The organism is Thiomonas sp. X19 (assembly GCF_900089495.1).
Classification (GTDB): Bacteria; Pseudomonadota; Gammaproteobacteria; order Burkholderiales; family Burkholderiaceae_C; genus Thiomonas_A.
Genome location: NZ_LT605203.1, coordinates 1,758,562 through 1,775,035, shown reverse-complemented (window position 1 = coordinate 1,775,035; position 16,474 = coordinate 1,758,562). Strand labels below are relative to the sequence as shown.

The 16,474-nt window shown below is 63.8% G+C and carries 12 protein-coding genes and 2 pseudogenes; 7 read left to right on the top strand and 7 right to left on the bottom strand.

Going from position 1 to position 16,474, the window contains the following annotated elements; translation table 11 throughout:
• Positions 1–34 precede the first annotated feature (34 nt).
• Together rnhA and THIX_RS08265 are read right to left on the bottom strand one after the other, a co-directional pair.
• Positions 35–493 (bottom strand): ribonuclease HI, encoded by a 459-nt coding sequence (gene rnhA, locus THIX_RS08270; protein ID WP_112485855.1) that lies wholly within the window; start codon positions 491–493, stop codon positions 35–37.
• Complete coding sequence (locus tag THIX_RS08265; protein ID WP_233224460.1) at positions 477–1,433, bottom strand: class I SAM-dependent methyltransferase; 957 nt, start codon at positions 1,431–1,433, stop codon at positions 477–479. The genes rnhA and THIX_RS08265 overlap by 17 nt, the downstream gene beginning before the upstream one ends.
• Here THIX_RS08265 and gloB point away from each other — a divergent pair, their 5' ends adjacent.
• Together gloB and THIX_RS08255 are read left to right on the top strand one after the other, a co-directional pair.
• A complete protein-coding gene (gloB, locus tag THIX_RS08260; RefSeq protein ID WP_112485854.1) occupies positions 1,434–2,210 on the top strand; it encodes a hydroxyacylglutathione hydrolase in 777 nt (258 codons plus the stop codon).
• A gap of 19 nt (positions 2,211–2,229) precedes the next feature.
• Positions 2,230–3,849, top strand: a complete 1,620-nt coding sequence (locus tag THIX_RS08255; RefSeq protein ID WP_233224459.1) for a transglycosylase SLT domain-containing protein — start codon at positions 2,230–2,232, stop codon at positions 3,847–3,849.
• 59 nt (positions 3,850–3,908) lie between these two features.
• On the opposite strand, the gene THIX_RS08250 is transcribed toward THIX_RS08255, so the two are convergent.
• The 4 genes and pseudogenes from THIX_RS08250 to THIX_RS08240 all read right to left on the bottom strand — a co-directional run bounded on the left by THIX_RS08250 (position 3,909) and on the right by THIX_RS08240 (position 10,885).
• Positions 3,909–7,616 carry a hydantoinase B/oxoprolinase family protein gene (locus THIX_RS08250; RefSeq protein ID WP_112485853.1) on the bottom strand — a complete coding sequence of 1,236 codons (3,708 nt, stop codon included), beginning with the start codon at positions 7,614–7,616 and terminating at the stop codon, positions 3,909–3,911.
• Between the two features lie 78 nt (positions 7,617–7,694).
• Positions 7,695–8,072: a winged helix DNA-binding protein gene (locus tag THIX_RS24075; protein ID WP_233224726.1), complete on the bottom strand. Its 378-nt coding sequence runs from the start codon at positions 8,070–8,072 to the stop codon at positions 7,695–7,697.
• A gap of 102 nt (positions 8,073–8,174) precedes the next feature.
• Positions 8,175–10,214 (bottom strand): annotated as a pseudogene (locus THIX_RS08245) (hydantoinase/oxoprolinase family protein); the annotation flags it as partial.
• A gap of 143 nt (positions 10,215–10,357) precedes the next feature.
• Complete coding sequence (locus THIX_RS08240) at positions 10,358–10,885, bottom strand: winged helix DNA-binding protein (protein WP_112485851.1); 528 nt, start codon at positions 10,883–10,885, stop codon at positions 10,358–10,360.
• 424 nt (positions 10,886–11,309) lie between these two features.
• Between THIX_RS08240 and THIX_RS08235 the strand changes: the two genes are divergently transcribed.
• Entirely contained in the window at positions 11,310–12,587 is a 1,278-nt protein-coding gene (locus THIX_RS08235) for an MFS transporter (RefSeq protein WP_371412887.1), read from the top strand.
• A 549-nt stretch (positions 12,588–13,136) separates the two neighbouring features.
• Here THIX_RS08235 and THIX_RS24070 read toward each other — a convergent pair.
• Entirely contained in the window at positions 13,137–13,517 is a 381-nt protein-coding gene (locus THIX_RS24070; RefSeq protein WP_371412886.1) for a transposase, read from the bottom strand.
• Between THIX_RS24070 and THIX_RS24065 the strand changes: the two are divergent.
• The 4 genes and pseudogenes from THIX_RS24065 to rsfS form a co-directional block, all read left to right on the top strand.
• Positions 13,491–13,925, top strand: a pseudogene (locus THIX_RS24065) (TRAP transporter large permease subunit); the annotation flags it as partial. The gene THIX_RS24070 and the pseudogene THIX_RS24065 overlap by 27 nt on opposite strands.
• A gap of 87 nt (positions 13,926–14,012) precedes the next feature.
• Positions 14,013–14,924, top strand: coding sequence for an oxygen-dependent coproporphyrinogen oxidase (gene hemF, locus THIX_RS08225; protein WP_112485849.1), 912 nt, complete (start codon positions 14,013–14,015; stop codon positions 14,922–14,924).
• Positions 14,921–15,574 carry a nicotinate-nucleotide adenylyltransferase gene (nadD, locus tag THIX_RS08220; RefSeq protein WP_233224457.1) on the top strand — a complete coding sequence of 218 codons (654 nt, stop codon included), beginning with the start codon at positions 14,921–14,923 and terminating at the stop codon, positions 15,572–15,574. Before hemF ends, nadD begins: the two co-directional genes overlap by 4 nt.
• The gene (rsfS, locus tag THIX_RS08215) at positions 15,561–16,403 is read left to right on the top strand and encodes a ribosome silencing factor (RefSeq protein ID WP_112485848.1); all 843 of its coding nucleotides are present in this window, start codon (positions 15,561–15,563) and stop codon (positions 16,401–16,403) included. Before nadD ends, rsfS begins: the two co-directional genes overlap by 14 nt.
• Positions 16,404–16,474 lie beyond the last annotated feature (71 nt).

Below are 16,474 nucleotides of genomic sequence, written 5' to 3'. Positions count from 1 at the left end.
CGGGTCCTTGAAAGAGCGAGCGATCAGGGCCGTTTCAGGCCGCGCGTAACACGCTGTCCACACCCCGATTGGCCAAGGCGTCGGCGGCTTCGTTACCCGCGTCGCCGTTGTGCCCACGCACCCAGACCCACTGCACGGTATGCGGCGCCAGCGCCTGCTCCAGCCGCTGCCAGAGATCGACATTTTTCACCGGCTTGCGGTCCGCCGTTTTCCAGCCGCGCGCCTTCCAGCCCGGCAGCCATTCGGTCATGCCCTTGAGCACATATTGCGAATCGGTGAACAACTGCACCTCGCAGGGTTTGCGCAGCGACTCGAGTGCCATGATGGCGGCCATCAATTCCATGCGGTTGTTCGTGGTCAGCGCCTCGCCGCCGAACAGCTCCTTGCGGGCGCCCGCGGCTTGCAGCAGCACACCCCAGCCACCCGGACCCGGGTTGCCTTTGCAGGCGCCATCGGTATAGGCATGGACGGTTTTGTCAGAGGATGTGCTCATGGTGTCGGGGGGTTGATTCAGGATGCTGGAGCGAACCCAGCGCGTCGCGTCCATGCGCAACGGGTTGCGTGGCGCGAGCCTTTTCGCGCGGCGACTTCCACACCTTGCCGACCAGGCGCATGGAGCGCACGCGCTTGGTGGCCACGAGCATGTACACCGCGCCCAGCATGGGCCACCAGCGGTCGCCGGCCTTCTCCATGAAGCGCCAGCGGTCCAGCCAGGGCTGGGTGCAGGCAGCGGGGCGGTAGCAGCCGTAACGCCCCGCCGTGACCTCGAAGCTGAGCAGGCGCAGCCAGTCGCGCACGCGTCGTGGCGAGATGAATTCGCCCTGCTGCGGCAGGTAGAGCGGGCCGCCGAGGCGGCCAAGGGCCTGGCGTGCGCCCCACAGGCTCAAGGCATTGAAGCCGGTAATCACGACTTGCCCGCCGGCGACCATCACGCGGTCGACTTCGCGCAGGCAGGCGTGCGGGTCGGAGACCACTTCAAGCGCATGCGGCAGCACGACCAGATCCAGGCTTTGCGTGGCGAATGGCAGGTCGGTGAATTCGCACACCAGGGCCTCGGTCCTGCGACCGGCAGGCACCACTTGCGCCAGCTCGGCCGCAGCCTGGCCGGGTCCGGGCTGTGCCGCGGCAGCCGTGATGAATTGCGGATCGGTGTAGATGGGCGATGGCTCGGCCTGGAGCAAATCCTGGCAGAGCAGCGGCCTGTTGCGAAGCAACTGCTGGCCGTTGGGTGCCCCCTGAACCAGCCAGCGATGCGGCATGCGGTTGTGGGACAGCGCATGCAGCGGAGCCAACCCGAGCTGCACCGCATGAAAGCCGAAGATGTCTGCCACGACGCGGTCCAGCTGCCCCTGCTCCCAGCTCAGCGCATAGCGCCCGCTCGGGGTTTTCAACCACGAGTCGAGACTTATACTCGCGCTGACTTCGGGATTCACATGCATATCGTCGCGCTGCCAGCCTTTCGGGATAACTACATCTGGATGATCCACGACACGCATCGCGCGCTGGTGGTGGACCCGGGCGATGCCGGCCCGGTCGAGGCGGCCTGCAAGGCGCAAGGGTTGGAACTCGCTGGCATTCTAGTCACCCACCACCATGCGGATCACACCGGCGGCATCGTCGATCTGCTGCGCGCCAGGCAGCTTCCGGTGTGGGGTCCGGCAGCCGAAACCATCCCCGGCATGACCCACCCGCTGCACGATGGCGACCGCATCGCCCCGCCTGGTTTTCATCTCGAGTTCGAGATCCTGCAGGTGCCGGGGCACACCCTCGGGCACGTCGCCTACTTCGCCGATGGTGGTCCGGGCAAGCGTTTGCTGTTCTGTGGCGACACCCTGTTTTCGGCCGGATGCGGCCGCTTGTTCGAGGGCACGCCCAGCCAGATGCTGCATTCGCTCGACCGTCTGAGCAGCCTGCCCGCCGATAGCCGCGTGTTCTGCAGCCATGAATACACCCTGGGCAACTTACAATTCGCGCGGCACGTCGAGCCCGGCAATACGGCGATGCAGGATTACACGCAGTGGTGCCTCAGGCAGCGCGCAGAACACCAACCGACCCTGCCCAGCACGCTGGAGCGGGAATTGCATGTCAACCCCTTCTTGCGCGTCAGCGAGCCCGAAGTCCAGGCCCAGCTCACGGCGCATGCTGGGCACAAGCCGGCCGACCGCATCGAAGCTTTCACACTGATGCGGCAGTGGAAAAACGATTTCTGAGGACGACAGGATGCACCGATTGAGACGACTGAAATTCTGGGCCCTGGCTGCCGTGGTTGTGATGGCAGCCGGTTGCGCCGCCGTCCCGCCATCATCCAATTCCTCAGCCTCCTCTTCCTGGTCGACCGACGCCTCGGCCACGGCACTCGGACAAAACCCCTCCGCCATCCAGCAAGCACCGCTGGCCACGCCGCCGGACGTGGCGCAAATCGCCCGCGACGATGCGATGGAAATGCAGGCCGCCAAACAGGCAGCCGACCATGCCGATGTGCTCTACACCAACATCTGGCAGCGCATTCGCGCCGGCTTCGCCATTCCCGACATGGACGGCCCGGCCATGGTCCCCTACGTCAACCAGGCCGTGCAGTGGTACAGCACCCGGCCCGACTATGTCGCCCGCATGACCGAGCGCTCGCGCAAATACCTCTACTACATCGTGCAGGAAGTCGAGCGCCGTCACTTGCCCACCGAGCTTGCACTGCTGCCTTTCGTCGAAAGCGCCTTCAACCCCGATGCCATGTCCTCGGCCCAGGCCTCGGGCATGTGGCAGTTCATCCCCTCCACGGGCAAGCATTTCAAGCTGAAGCAAACCCTGTTCCAGGACGATCGGCGCGACGTCATGGCCTCGACCAAGGCCGCGCTGGACTACCTCACCAAGTTGCACACCATGTTCGGCAACTGGCAACTCGCTCTGGCGGCCTACAACTGGGGCGAAGGTGGGGTGCAGCGCGCCATGACCTACAACCAGGCCAAGGGCCTTCCGGTGAGTTATGGCGCGCTGAACATGCCGATCGAGACGCGCAACTATTACCCGAAGTTGCAAGCGGTGAAAGACATCATCGCCGACCCGGCGAAGTACGGCATCACCCTGCCGGACGTGCCCGATCACCCCTATTTCAAACCCGTCATCATCACCCAGGACATCGACGTGGATCTGGCGGCCAAACTCGCCAACATGACAGTGCGCGAATTCCGCTCGCTCAACCCTTCCTACAACAAGCCCGTGATCCTGGCCGCGACCAAGCCGAAGATTCTGCTGCCCTACGACAACGCCACGGCGTTCGAGCAGGCAGTTGCCGATTACCAGGGTCCGCTGTCCACCTGGACCACCTATGTCGTGCGCTCCACCGCCACCCCGTTCCAGTTGGCACGCAACCTGCGCCTGACCGAGGCCACGCTGCGCGATGTCAACAACATTCCGCTGCGCACGCTGGTGAAGGCGGGCTCGACGCTGCTGATTCCAAAACCGCCGCAGGACGACCAGAACGTCAGCAAGCATGCGGTGGAAAACGCCGTGCTGGCCTTGGCGCCGGACATTCCCCCAGGGCGCAGGCAGCGCCTGATCGCCGGACCGAACGACACGCCCTTCACCGTGGCGCACCGCTATGGCTTGAGCCCGGCCGAGGTGGCGCAGTGGAACCACATTGCCGAAGGCGGGCGGTTTCGGCCACGCTCCATCATCGTGGTGTATTCGCGCCGGCCGGTGTTCAAGCAGCATGAGATCATTCTGGCGCAGCGTGACAAACGCCGCATCGTGCGGGTGGCCGATCGACGCAAAATCACACACACGACCAAGCGCTCGCTGCGCTACTCCATCCACACCTCGTTCCGGCATGACTTGAAGGTGGCGCAGCGCTAAGCGCCGCCTCCGGCTCCGCTCTGCAGCCGCGCCTCTTGCGCGGCAGGTTGGGCCTGTCTTCAGCCCCCGGCTGTGCCGAAACCCCCGCCTCCGGGGGTTTCGATGACGAACACGTCCCCCGCTTGCATCTCCACGCTGGCCGTGGGCCCCAGCCGCTGTATCAGCCCGCCCGCCCGCTCGACGCGGTTGATGCCCAGGGCCCCTGGCTGACCGCCCGCCATGCCGAAAGCCGCCACCTCCCGGCCATTCGACAGGATGGAAGCGGTCATCGGCTCCAGGAAGCGGATGCGCCGCACGCCGCCGTCTCCGCCCCTCCAGCGCCCCGCGCCGCCCGAACCCTCGCGGATGGTGAAGCTCTCCAATCGCACCGGATAGCGGAACTCCAGCACCTCGGGGTCGGTCAGGCGCGAGTTGGTCATATGGGTCTGCACCACCGCCGTGCCGTCGAAGCCGCCCGTGAGCCGGCCCTGGGCGTCGAACACGCCGCCGGCGCCGGAGCCGCCGGCGATGGTTTCGTAATACTGGTGGCGGGCGTTGCCGAAGGTGAAGTTGTTCATCGTGCACTGGCTGGCTGCCTGCACGCCGAGGGCGCCGAACAGGGCGTTGGTGATGCACATCGAGGTTTCCACATTGCCGGCCACGACCGAGGCCGGTGATGCGGGCGCCAGCATCGAGCCCTCGGGAATGAGGACCTGCAGCGGCTTGAGGCAACCGGCGTTGAGCGGAATGTCGTCGTCCACCAGGCAACGGAAGACGTAGAGCACCGCCGCCATGGTCACGGCCCTTGGTGCGTTGAAGTTGTTGGCCTGCTGCGGCGAGGTGCCGGTGAAATCGATGACGGCGCTGCGCGCTGCCTGGTCCACGCGTATCGCCACCGCGATGCGCGCGCCGTTGTCCAGATCGAGCGCGAAGCTGCCGTCGTGCAAGGCGCCGATCACGCGGCGCACGGCCTGCTCGGCGTTGTCCTGCACATGGCGCATATAGGCCTGCACCACCGCCAGGCCGTAGTCCGCCACCAGTTGCTGCAGCTCCTGCGCGCCTTTCGCATTGGCCGCGATCTGCGCCTTGAGGTCGGCGAGGTTCTGCTGCGGATTGCGCGCCGGGTTGTTGCCGCTCGCCAGCAAGGCCAGGATCTCGGCTTCACGCAAGCGCCCTTGCGCCACCAGCTTGAAGTTGTCGATCACCACGCCCTCCTCCTCGATGCTGCGGGAGAACGGCGGCATGGAGCCGGGGGTGGTGCCGCCGATGTCGGCGTGGTGACCACGCGAGGCGACGAAGAACAGCACGCTGCGGCCAGTGGCATCGAACACCGGCGTGACCACGGTCACATCGGGCAGATGCGTGCCGCCGTGGTAGGGGTCGTTGAGCATGAACACATCGCCGGGTCGCAGGCTGCCGGCGTTGCGCTGGATCACGGTGCGTATGCTCTCGCCCATGGACCCCAGGTGCACCGGCATGTGCGGCGCGTTGGCGATGAGGTTGCCTTCGGCGTCGAACAACGCGCAGGAAAAGTCCAGCCGCTCCTTGATGTTCACCGACACCGCCGTGTTCTGCAGTTGCGCACCCATCTGTTCGGCGATGTTCATGAACAGGTTGTTGAAGACTTCCAGTTGCACCGGATCGGCCTCGGTCTCCAGGCGGCGGGAGCTGGGCCGCGGCTCGCTGCGCTGCAGTTCGAGATGGTTCAAGGCCGTGATGCGCGCGCGCCAACCTGGTTCGATCACCGTGGTGGTGTTGGCCTCGGCAACGATGGCCGGACCATGGATGACCTGCCCGGCGCGGCAGGCCATGCGCATCACCAGCGCCGCCTCGTGCCAGGAGCCGCCGCTGTAGAACCGCAGCTTGCCCTGTGCAGGCGCATCGCCAGTCGGCAGCGCCGCTTGTTGGTACGTTGTTCCGTGCGTCGTCTCGTTCGCTGCCTCGCGGGGCATAGGGAGCCCCGTTTCGTCCACCGGCTCGCCTCCACCCACCGCTTCGGCCGACACGGCCTCGACCACCAGCGCGCGCCGGGGCATGGTGTGGGCGAATTGCCGGCCGTAAGCCTGCTCGAACGCGGCATGCATGGCTTGCGGCGTGTCGAAGTCCACCAGAATGGCCGAGTCCGTGCCCTGGTAGCGCAGATGCACGCGCTGCAGCAGGCGCATGGCCTGGAGGGCGACGCCCTGTTCCGCCAACTGCGTCTGCGCGGCTGCGGCCAGTTCGGCCAGAACGCCGCGGATGGCGGGCATTGCGGCTTCGCCCAGCATCACTTCGACACTGCGTTCGCGCATCACCGTTTGCTCTGCCAGGCCCATGCCGTAAGCCGAGAGCACGCCAGCCAGAGGATGGATGAACACGCGCTCCATGCCCAAGGCATCGGCCACGCGGCAGGCGTGCTGCGCCCCGGCGCCGCCAAAGCATTGCAGGGTGTAGCGCGTGACGTCGTGCCCGCGCGCCACCGAAATGCGCTTGATCGCCCCCGCCATGGCCTGCACCGCAATGTCCACATAGCCTTCGGCCACGCCCTCCGGGGTCTGCACGATGCCCGTCTGGCGGGCGATGTCCGCAGCCAGCTCGGCAAAGCGCGCCCGCACCACGTCGGCGTCCAGCGGGGCATCGCCGTGGGGGCCGAATACGGCGGGGAAATGCGCCGGGCTGATCTTGCCCAGCATCAGGTTGGCGTCGGTGATGGTCAGCGGGCCGCCGCGGCGGTAGCAGGCTGGGCCGGGATTGGCACCGGCCGAGTCCGGGCCCACGCGCATGCGTGCGCCATCGAAGTGCAGCACCGAGCCGCCTCCTGCCGCCACCGTGTGGATGCTGAGCATGGGCGCACGCATGCGCACACCCGCCACCTGGGTCTCGAAGGCGCGCTCGAAGCCGCCGGCGTAATGCGACACATCGGTGGAGGTGCCGCCCATGTCGAAGCCGATCACCCGTTGGTGGCCTGCCATTTCCGCCGTGCGCGCCATGCCGACGATGCCGCCCGCCGGCCCCGACAGGATGGCGTCCTTGCCGCGAAACGCATGCGCCTCGGTCAGACCGCCGCTGGACTGCATGAACAGCAGCCGCACCCCCGGCATCTCGACCGCGACCCGGTCCACGTAGCGCCGCAGGATGGGCGAGAGATAGGCGTCCACCATGGTGGTGTCGCCGCGCGAGACGAACTTCATCAGCGGGCTGGTTTCATGCGACGTGCTGATCTGGGTGAAGCCGACATCTCGCGCCAGGCGCGCTGCCGCCTGCTCGTGCGCCACATAGCGCCAGCCATGCATGAACACGATGGCCGCCGCGCGCAAGCCGGCGTCGTACGCCGCCTGCAGTTGTTCGCGCAGCGCTGGCTCGTCGAGTGCTTGCAGCACCTCGCCACCTGCGCCCACGCGCTCGTGCACTTCGATCACGCGCTGATAGAGCAACTCGGGCAGCACGATGCGGCGGTCGAACAAACGGGGCCGGTTCTGGTAGGCGATGCGCAACGCATCGCGAAAGCCCCGCGTCGTCACCAGCGCCACCGGCTCGCCCTTGCGTTCCAGCAGCGCGTTCGTCGCCACGGTCGTGCCCATCTTCACGCACTCCACCCGATCCGGCGTGATCGGCGCATCGGACGCCAGGCTCAGCAGTTGCCGGATGCCCGCCACGGCCGCATCGCGGTACTGCTCCGGGTTCTCCGACAGCAGCTTGTGGGCGAGAAGAGTCCCATCAGGCTTGCGCGCCACGATATCGGTGAAGGTGCCGCCACGGTCGACCCAGAATTGCCAACGCTCGGATGTGCTCATGTGGTTGTCATTCATGATTGCCTAAGGGATGTTGTCTCTGATTGATGTTGTCTATTTGGTGGCGTGCATCGCGACGCTCTATGCCGCACAGCTTCAGAGTGAACTCGCAGCGCGCGCCGCTTGGTCATAGAGGCCGCTCATGGTCCGGAGCATGCGCGCGGCTTCACCGAGATCCTGGTTCATCTGCACATCCAGGTTGGCGATCAAACACTGCTCCCGCACCTCTCGGTATTTGTTCACAGCATCTTCGCCCGCAGATGTCGGGCTGTAGAACACCTCCTTGCCGATCTTCTCGGTCTGTGCAAGGCCGGCGGCAACCAACTTCTTAAGGGCGTAGGCCACCACATGGACGTCCTCATAGTTGAGGACAAAGCAGATGTCGGCCAACTTCTTGTTGCGGGCGCGGTGGTTGATGTGATGCAGCAGCAATACGTCCGTGATGGTGAGATCGCGATAGCCTGCAGCCGCCATACAGCGGACCACCCAGCGCGAAAACGCATTCCAGCTAACGATCAGGCCGAACTCGAATTCGGAGGCAGCCAGGCCACGTGGAGAAGCCAGATGGGACGACGAGACGATCCCAGTGNGCGCTGTGATGCGCGCCCGCCAACCGGGTTCAACGGCAATCGTGGTATTGGCATCGGCAATGACCGCTGGCCCATCAATTCGCTGGCCGGGCGCACCGATGTTGCGCAATACGAGCGCGGCGTCATGCCAAACGCCGCCACTGTAGAGCTGGATACGATCCCGGATCGGCATCGCATCCTCTACGGCATCTTCGAGCTGACTCTCGCGTATGACGTCGCCGCCGCCAGCGGCTTCCACCGATACTGACTCCACCACAAGCGGACGCGAAGGCAGCAGGTGTGCGAAGCGCTGTTGATAGCTTTGTTCGAAGCGCTGCGTGATTTCTTTGAGACTGCCCGCGTCAACCGCCAGCACGGAATCTGTGCCCTGGTAGCGCACATGCACGCGCTGCAGTACATGGATGCGATCGAGTGCTACCCCCTGCCCGAGTAACTGCTCGCGGGCTGCGACGGACAAGCCCCGGAGCGCTTCGTCGATGTGCGCTCCCGCTTCAGCATCGAGTTCAACCTCCACGCTGCGCTCCAGTATCACCGTTTGTTCGGCCAGCCCCATGCCGTAGGCCGACAGCACACCGGCCAGGGGATGGATGAACACGCGCTCCATGCCCAACGCATCGGCCACACGGCAGGCGTGCTGCGCCCCGGCGCCGCCAAAGCATTGCAGGGTGTAGCGCGTGACGTCGTGCCCGCGCGCCACCGAGATGCGCTTGATGGCCCCCGCCATGGCCTGCACCGCAATGTTCACGAAGCCCTCGGCCACGCCCTCGGGCGTCTGGGCGCGGCCCGTGTCTCGCGCGATCCGCGCCGCAAGTTCGGTGAAGTGGCGGTGCACGGTCTCGGCATCCAGCGGCTGATTGCCCTGCGGACCGAACACGGAGGGGAAATGCGCCGGCTGGATGGTGCCCAGCATCACATTGGCGTCGGTCACGGTGAGGGGTCCTCCGCGCCGGTAGCAGGCCGGCCCGGGGTTGGCCCCAGCCGAATCGGGCCCCACGCGCATACGCGCGCCGTCGAAGTGCGGCATCGAGCCCCCGCCAGCCGCCACCGTGTGGATGCTCATCATGGGCGCGCGCACGCGCACCCCGGCCACCTGGGTCTCGAAGGCGCGCTCGAAGCTACCGGCGTAATGCGACACATCGGTGGAGGTGCCGCCCATGTCGAAGCCGATCACCCGTTGGTGGCCTGCCATTTCCGCCGTGCGCGCCATGCCGACGATGCCGCCCGCCGGCCCCGACAGGATGGCGTCCTTGCCGCGAAACGCATGCGCCTCGGTCAGACCGCCGCTGGACTGCATGAACAGCAGCCGCACCCCCGGCATCTCGGCCGCGACCTGGTCCACATAGCGCCGCAGGATGGGCGAGAGATAGGCGTCCACCACGGTGGTGTCGCCGCGCGAGACAAACTTCATCAGCGGGTTGGTTTCGTGCGAGGTGCTGACTTGTGTGAACCCGATGTCGCGGGAGATCTTCCCTGCCACCTGCTCATGGACAGCGTAGCGATAGCCATGCATGAATACGATGGCCACCGCGCGCAAGCCGGCGTCGAACGCCTCTTGCAACCGCGTGCGCAGGTCCCCTTCATCCAGCGCGCGCACGACCTCGCCGTCAGCACCCAGGCGTTCGTCAGCCTCGATGACGTGCTGGTACAGCAACTCGGGCAGCACGATATGGCGGTCGAATAGCCGCGGCCGGTTCTGGTAGGCGATGCGCAAGGCATCGCGAAAGCCCCGCGTCGTCACCAGCGCCACCGGCTCGCCCTTGCGTTCCAGCAGCGCGTTGGTCGCCACGGTCGTGCCCATCTTCACGCACTCCACCCGATCCGGCGTGATCGACGCATCAGGCGCCAGGCCCAGCAGTTGCCGGATGCCCGCCACTGCTGCGTCGCGGTACTGCTCCGGATTCTCCGAAAGCAGCTTGTGGGCGAGAAGAGTCCCATCAGGCTTGCGCGCCACGATATCGGTGAAGGTGCCGCCACGGTCGACCCAGAATTGCCAGCGCCCGGATGTGCTCAGGTTGTTGTCTTGCATGTTGCTCATCGGAATGTTGATGGTTTTGGTAGGGAGTATCGAGTGACTCTCTCAAGTAAGTCGCTGGAGATGCGCAGTGTTTCCTGGTCCCAAGGGACGGACTTCGCTGCGACGTCCAAGGTGCCCACTCAACTAAAACTGCATCAGAGTGAACTAGCAGCGCGCGCCGCTTGGTCATAAAGGCCGCTCATGGTCCGGAGCATGCGCGCGACTTCTCCGAGATCCTGGTTCATCTGCGCATCAAGATTGGCGATCAGACACTGCTCCCGCACCTCTCGGTATTTGTACACGGCCTCTTCGCCCGCAGATGTCGGGCTGTAGAACACCTCCTTGCCGATCTTCTCGGTCTGTGCAAGGCCGGCGGCAACCAACTTCTTAAGGGCGTAGGCCACCACATGGACGTCCTCATAGTTGAGGACAAAGCAGATGTCGGCCAACTTCTTGTTGCGGGCGCGGTGGTTGATGTGATGCAGCAGCAATACGTCCGTGATGGTGAGATCGCGATAGCCTGCAGCCGCCATACAGCGGACCACCCAGCGCGAAAACGCATTCCAGCTAACGATCAGGCCGAACTCGAATTCGGAGGCAGCCAGGCCACGTGGAGAAGCCAGATGGGACGACGAGACGATCCCAGTGCTTTGCCCACTTACCGTTCCAGGGGGAGTGCTCATGAGGGTTTCCACCTATTGCGCGGGAAATTTAGGAGAACACAATGAGTTTTCGATGGCGTTTCATTGATATTTTATCGACATTTCGTTGCAAGTGCAAACGGCGCCAGACGATCGGGTTTAGCCTAAATCCATCAATAGAAGCGGCTCTTCATCTGATGCTGTGCTGTCGTGCGCCCTCCAACACAGTGGTAAAAAATCCGGGCGATGTAATCGTAGCTTTGTGCCCGGATACTCAGAATTTGAAAAGCAAAAAAACCAATAATCGCCGAGTTCGATTTATGCCTTGGAGGCAGAACAAGCCAATAAACCCCCTCTAAGGTTGCCTATTAATGCAATGCAGAATAGCTTTACCCGGGGTTTTTTATAAATAAAATCGCCTCTACTCTAGGTCGATTTATTTTGACTTTCGCAAATTGGAGAAGTAATGATGAGCGACAATTCCACGACGATGCCCATGGATCCCGTAGCAAGTAGCAGCCTTTCAAGCTTCTACAGAAACATGACTACTACAGAGCGACGTACATTCTGGGCCTGCGCTGGAGGGTGGGGTCTTGATGGATTGGATTTCATGATCTATCCGTTAATCATTGTTACGATTATGCATCAGTGGTCAGTCGGTGCGGGGCAGGCCGGATTTGCAGCAACTCTGACATTACTTGCTTCAGCCGTTGGCGGTTGGGCCGCAGGCTTGCTTTCTGACCGCATCGGACGTGTGAAGACGCTCCAGATCACCATTCTATGGTTTTCACTCTTCAGCTTTCTATGTGCATTTGCACAAAACTTCGATCAACTCATGGTGCTGAGAGCCTTGCTTGGATTTGGATTTGGCGGAGAATGGGCTGCTGGCGCAGTTCTGATGGGAGAAACAATTCGGCCCCAATTCCGCGGTCGGGCCGTGGGTAGTGTCCAATCCGCCTGGGCTATTGGATGGGGTATCGCTGTTATTGCGCAAGCAATCATCTATTCAGCATTGCCAGCAGAAACTGCGTGGCGAGCAATGTTTGCCATCGGAGTTATTCCAGCACTGATGGTTCTATTTATTCGGAGAAACGTGCCTGAACCAGAAATTGCAGTTGCGGCGCGCAAAAAGGCTGTGCGCCCAAGCATTCTTGCCATCTTTGATCCTGCCGTATTACGGACAACGATCCTGGCCTCTCTTCTCTCCGTTGGCGCACAGGGCGGCTATTATGCAGTTATTTTTTGGCTGCCAGCATTTCTTCACGCTGATAAGCATCTCAGCGTCGTCGGCAGCACCCCATACCTTGCCATCCTCATCATCGGCAGCTTTATTGGCTATTTGAGTGGCGCTTGGTTAGCCGACAGGCTTGGCCGTCGCATGTTGTTCCTCCTTTTTTCCCTTGGGGCCATTGCCACCATTCTTGCTTACACGCAACTCCCCATCCCCAATGAAGTAACTTTTATTTTGGGATTCCCACTGGGCTTCTTTGCGAGTGGATATTTTTCAGGAATGGGCCCGTTCTTAACAGAGCTTTTTCCAACAAGTATTCGCGGCTCAGGGCAAGGGTTCACGTATAATTTTGGCCGTGCCATTGGTGCACTATTCCCGGCACTCATCGGCTACATCAAGTATTCGGTAGGATTTGGGAATGCCATTGCGATATTCGCTGTTGGCGCCTATGCACTCTTCTTCATTGCCGCATTTGCTCTGCCCGAAACGAAAGACCGCGTGTTGACAGCTTGAATTAGAGGTTTGCTGATCTTCAGGGATTGCAGGCCGTTGAGATGGGACTGGCTCAGTGTGGAAGTACTAACTATTGCGCTGTTGCGTCCCCCAATGCATCGGTTGGATGCGGTTGAGTTGTGCCCAGGCACTCTCGGGGGGATTGCTTGGCATTGGCGGCGGGCTTCAGGCACATGCGCATGCATGATGCGGTACAGCATCCGATCGAAGAAACAGATCAGCGCATGAGCCTGGATGCGGTTGGATAGACGCTGCGGCCATTGGGATCATTGGCTACGGTGACTTTTGGGGGATTTTGCTGCGCAAATGAGGGCGGCGGCTGTTCACCCCAGGTGGGAGAAATACGGTCCTTCCGTACCGTGGTTCGAATCCCACCCTTTCCGCCAAGTCATGAAATCAAGCTGTCTCGTGCGGCTTGATTCTGGTCCGTAAGTTGTTGAATGAACGGAAATTTATAGGATTTCTCGTCTCGCATGGATCCGGTGCGTTTTGCGGCGCTGTCCCGAACCCTGTTGAAAGTGGCCAGGTGACGGCTCCCGGTTGGAGAGGCTACGCGGCCTTGGCTTTTGCTCCGGAATCGACTTCGGCCGGCCACTCCGCATGAGCTTGCAAGACGGCGCGCAGGAGTTGCATGTCGCGGTACCCGCGCAGCTTTCGGAAACGATCCTTGGCGTCGCTCCATGCTGCGGCCACCCGGCGCATCAACATCTGCCCGTCGCGCCAGCGCTGGACGTTGCGCGTGAAGGTGGCGATGTGGCCGTTGAGATTCTCGATCGGATGGGTCGTATGCAGCGTGCGGTACAGCGCCCCGGGGATCCCCAAACGCTGCACCGTGAGTGTTGCATCGAGCCCCTCGCGCAAGCTGGTGGCTGCTCCCGGATGCTTGGCTTGCAAGGACGCCGCCAGGCGCTGCAGTTGCCGTCTGGTCAACTCGGCATGGCGACTGTCCCAGGTGTCGCGCAGCGCACGGCCTACGCTGGCATGCGGCGCCTCGGGCAGACCTGGTTGCTCGTCGCCCTGGCATTGTTCTACATCGTGCTGGGCATGTTCCTCGACGGTATTTCCATGGTGGTGCTCACGATCGGCGTGATCCTGCCAACCGTGCAGCATGCCAACATCGACCTCATCTGGTTTGGTATTTTCATCGTGTTGGTGGTCGAGATGGCGCAGATCACCCCGCCGGTCGGATTCAACCTGTTCGTGCTGCAAGGCATGACCGGGCGCGAACTCCCCTGGCTTGCCCGCAAGGCCCTTCCCATGTTCTTTCTGATGATCCTCGCGCTGGCCATGCTGTACGTTTTCCCCGGTCTCGCGACCTGGCTCCCGCAGAATATGTGAGCCGGCCGCAGCGCGACCCATCTGGGCGCCTGACGGATATCGTCACGTCTGTTGGACAATTCGACATCCCCCATCGAATTGGCGCCCATGCACACCGAAGTTCGCAACTACCTGCTCGACCTGCAATCCCGCATCCTTCACGCCCTCGAAGCGCTGGATGGCAAGAGCTTTCGGCGCGACGCCTGGACCCGCCCAGCCGGTGGGCCGCTGGAAGGCGATGGGGCGACGAGCCTGATCGAGGACGGCGGGCTGTTCGAGCGTGGTGGCTGCAACTTCTCGCATGTGCGCGGCGCGAAGCTGCCGCCATCGGCCACGCAGCATCGGCCCGAGCTGGCGGGGGCGCCGTTCGAGGCCATGGGGGTGTCGCTGGTGCTGCACCCGCGCAACCCCTATGTGCCCACCGTGCACATGAACGTGCGCATGCTGGTGGCGCAGCCCGCGGGCAAGCCGGAGGTGGCCTGGTTCGGCGGCGGCATGGACCTGACGCCCTACTACGGCTTCGAGGACGATGCGATGCACTTTCACCAGACCTGCAAGCAGGCGCTGGACGCGCTCGACCCAGGCTATTTCCCGCGCTTCAAAACCTGGTGCGACGACTATTTTTTCCTCAAGCACCGCAATGAGCCACGCGGCGTCGGCGGGGTGTTTTTCGACGACTTTGCCGACGGCGGCTTCGACCGCGGCTTCGCCCTCATGCGTGCGGTGGGCGATGCCTTTCTCGGCGCCTATCTGCCCATCGTCGAACGCCGTCGCGCGCTTGCGTACGGCGAGCGCGAGCGCGACTTCCAGGCTTACCGGCGCGGACGCTATGTCGAGTTCAATCTGGTGTGGGACCGCGGCACCCTGTTCGGCCTGCAATCGGGCGGGCGCACCGAGTCCATCCTCATGTCCATGCCGCCCATCGTGAAGTGGCGCTACGACTGGCACCCCGCACCCGGCACACCCGAAGCGCGGCTGTACGAGGTGTTCCTCAAGCCACGCGACTGGGCCGCGGCGTGAGCGACGCCACCATCGCCACCGTGGCAAAGCCACCGCGCATCGGCCTGCTTGGCGGCAGCTTCGACCCCATCCACACCGCCCACCTGCAACTGGCCCTCAGCGCCCGGCGCGAACTTGCGCTCGACACCGTGTGGCTCATTCCCGCCGGCCAGCCCTGGCAGCGCGACCCGCTGGCCGCCAGCCAGGCCGACCGCTGGGCCATGCTCGATCTCGCCATCGCCGGCCACGCCGGGCTGCGCGGCTGCGACATCGAACTCAAACGCCAGGGCCCCAGCTACACCATCGACACCCTGCGCGCCTTGCAAACCGCACACCCCGACACCGCCTTCACCTTCATCCTCGGCGCCGACCAGTTGCGTAACCTGACGAGCTGGAACGGCTGGGAAGACATCGCCGCCTGCGTCGATCTGGCCGTGGCCCGCCGCCCGGGCCATTCCGACGCCGCTCCGCCCGAGCTGCTGCACGCCCTGGCCCGTGCCGGCCATGTGCTGCACCGACTCGCCATGGACGAAATCGACCTCTCCGCCACCCGCGTGCGCGAATGCGTTGCGCGCGGCGTGCCGCTCGGCGCGCTCATGCCCGCGCCCGTGGCGCGCTATATTGAAGACCACCATCTTTACTCCACACCCACCCCGCATGGACATTCGTAAGCTGCAGCGCACCATCGTCGACGCCCTGGAAGACGTCAAGGCGCAAGACATCCAGGTCTTCAACACCGAGGCCCTGACCAGCCTGTTCGACCGCGTCATCGTCGCCAGCGGCAGCTCCAACCGGCAGACCCGGGCCCTGGCCGCCAGCGTGCGCGATCAGGTCCGCGCCGCCGGTGGCGCCGTGAAAAACCCGGAAGGTGAAGGCAGCGGCGAATGGGTGCTGGTGGACTGCGGCGATGCCGTAGTCCACATCATGCAGCCCGTCATCCGCGCCTATTACAAGCTGGAAGACATCTGGGGTGGCAAGAGCGTGCATCTCAAAGCCAAGCAGGACGCAGCGGCCATCGCCGCCACCACGGCTGCGCGCAGCGCCAGCCCTGGCGCGGCACGCAGCACCAAAGCCAGTTCCGCCGCGGCTGCGAAGCGCGTAGCTCCCGCCAAAAAACCTGCGGCCAAACGCGCTGGCGCAAACCCCGCACCCACCCGCAACGCGGCAAGCAAGGTGCCCGCCAAGCGCAGCCCCTGGCCCGGCAAGACCAAGGCCGACACCGGCTACACCACGGACGCTGCGCCAGCAGCCAAACCACGCGCCAAAAGCCCGGCCAAGACCGCCGGCAGCTCGGGGGCCAAGCCCCGGGCAACGAGCAAGACGGTTGCCAGCGCCACGCCCGCGCCGCGCAAGCGTGCTGCGAGTCGTGCCACCAGCGGCGCCATCAGCGGCAGCAAAAGCAGCGCGACAATCAGCTCAGCCTCGGCCAGCTCAACGGCGCGCAATGCGAGCAAACCGGCGGTGACGCGCCGCACCGCCGCGAAAAAAACGCCAAGCTGAAAGCCTGGCCCGCAGCACGACAAGGCTCGGTCCGCTTCACGCTTCACCTGTCTGTCCATGACCACGCACGG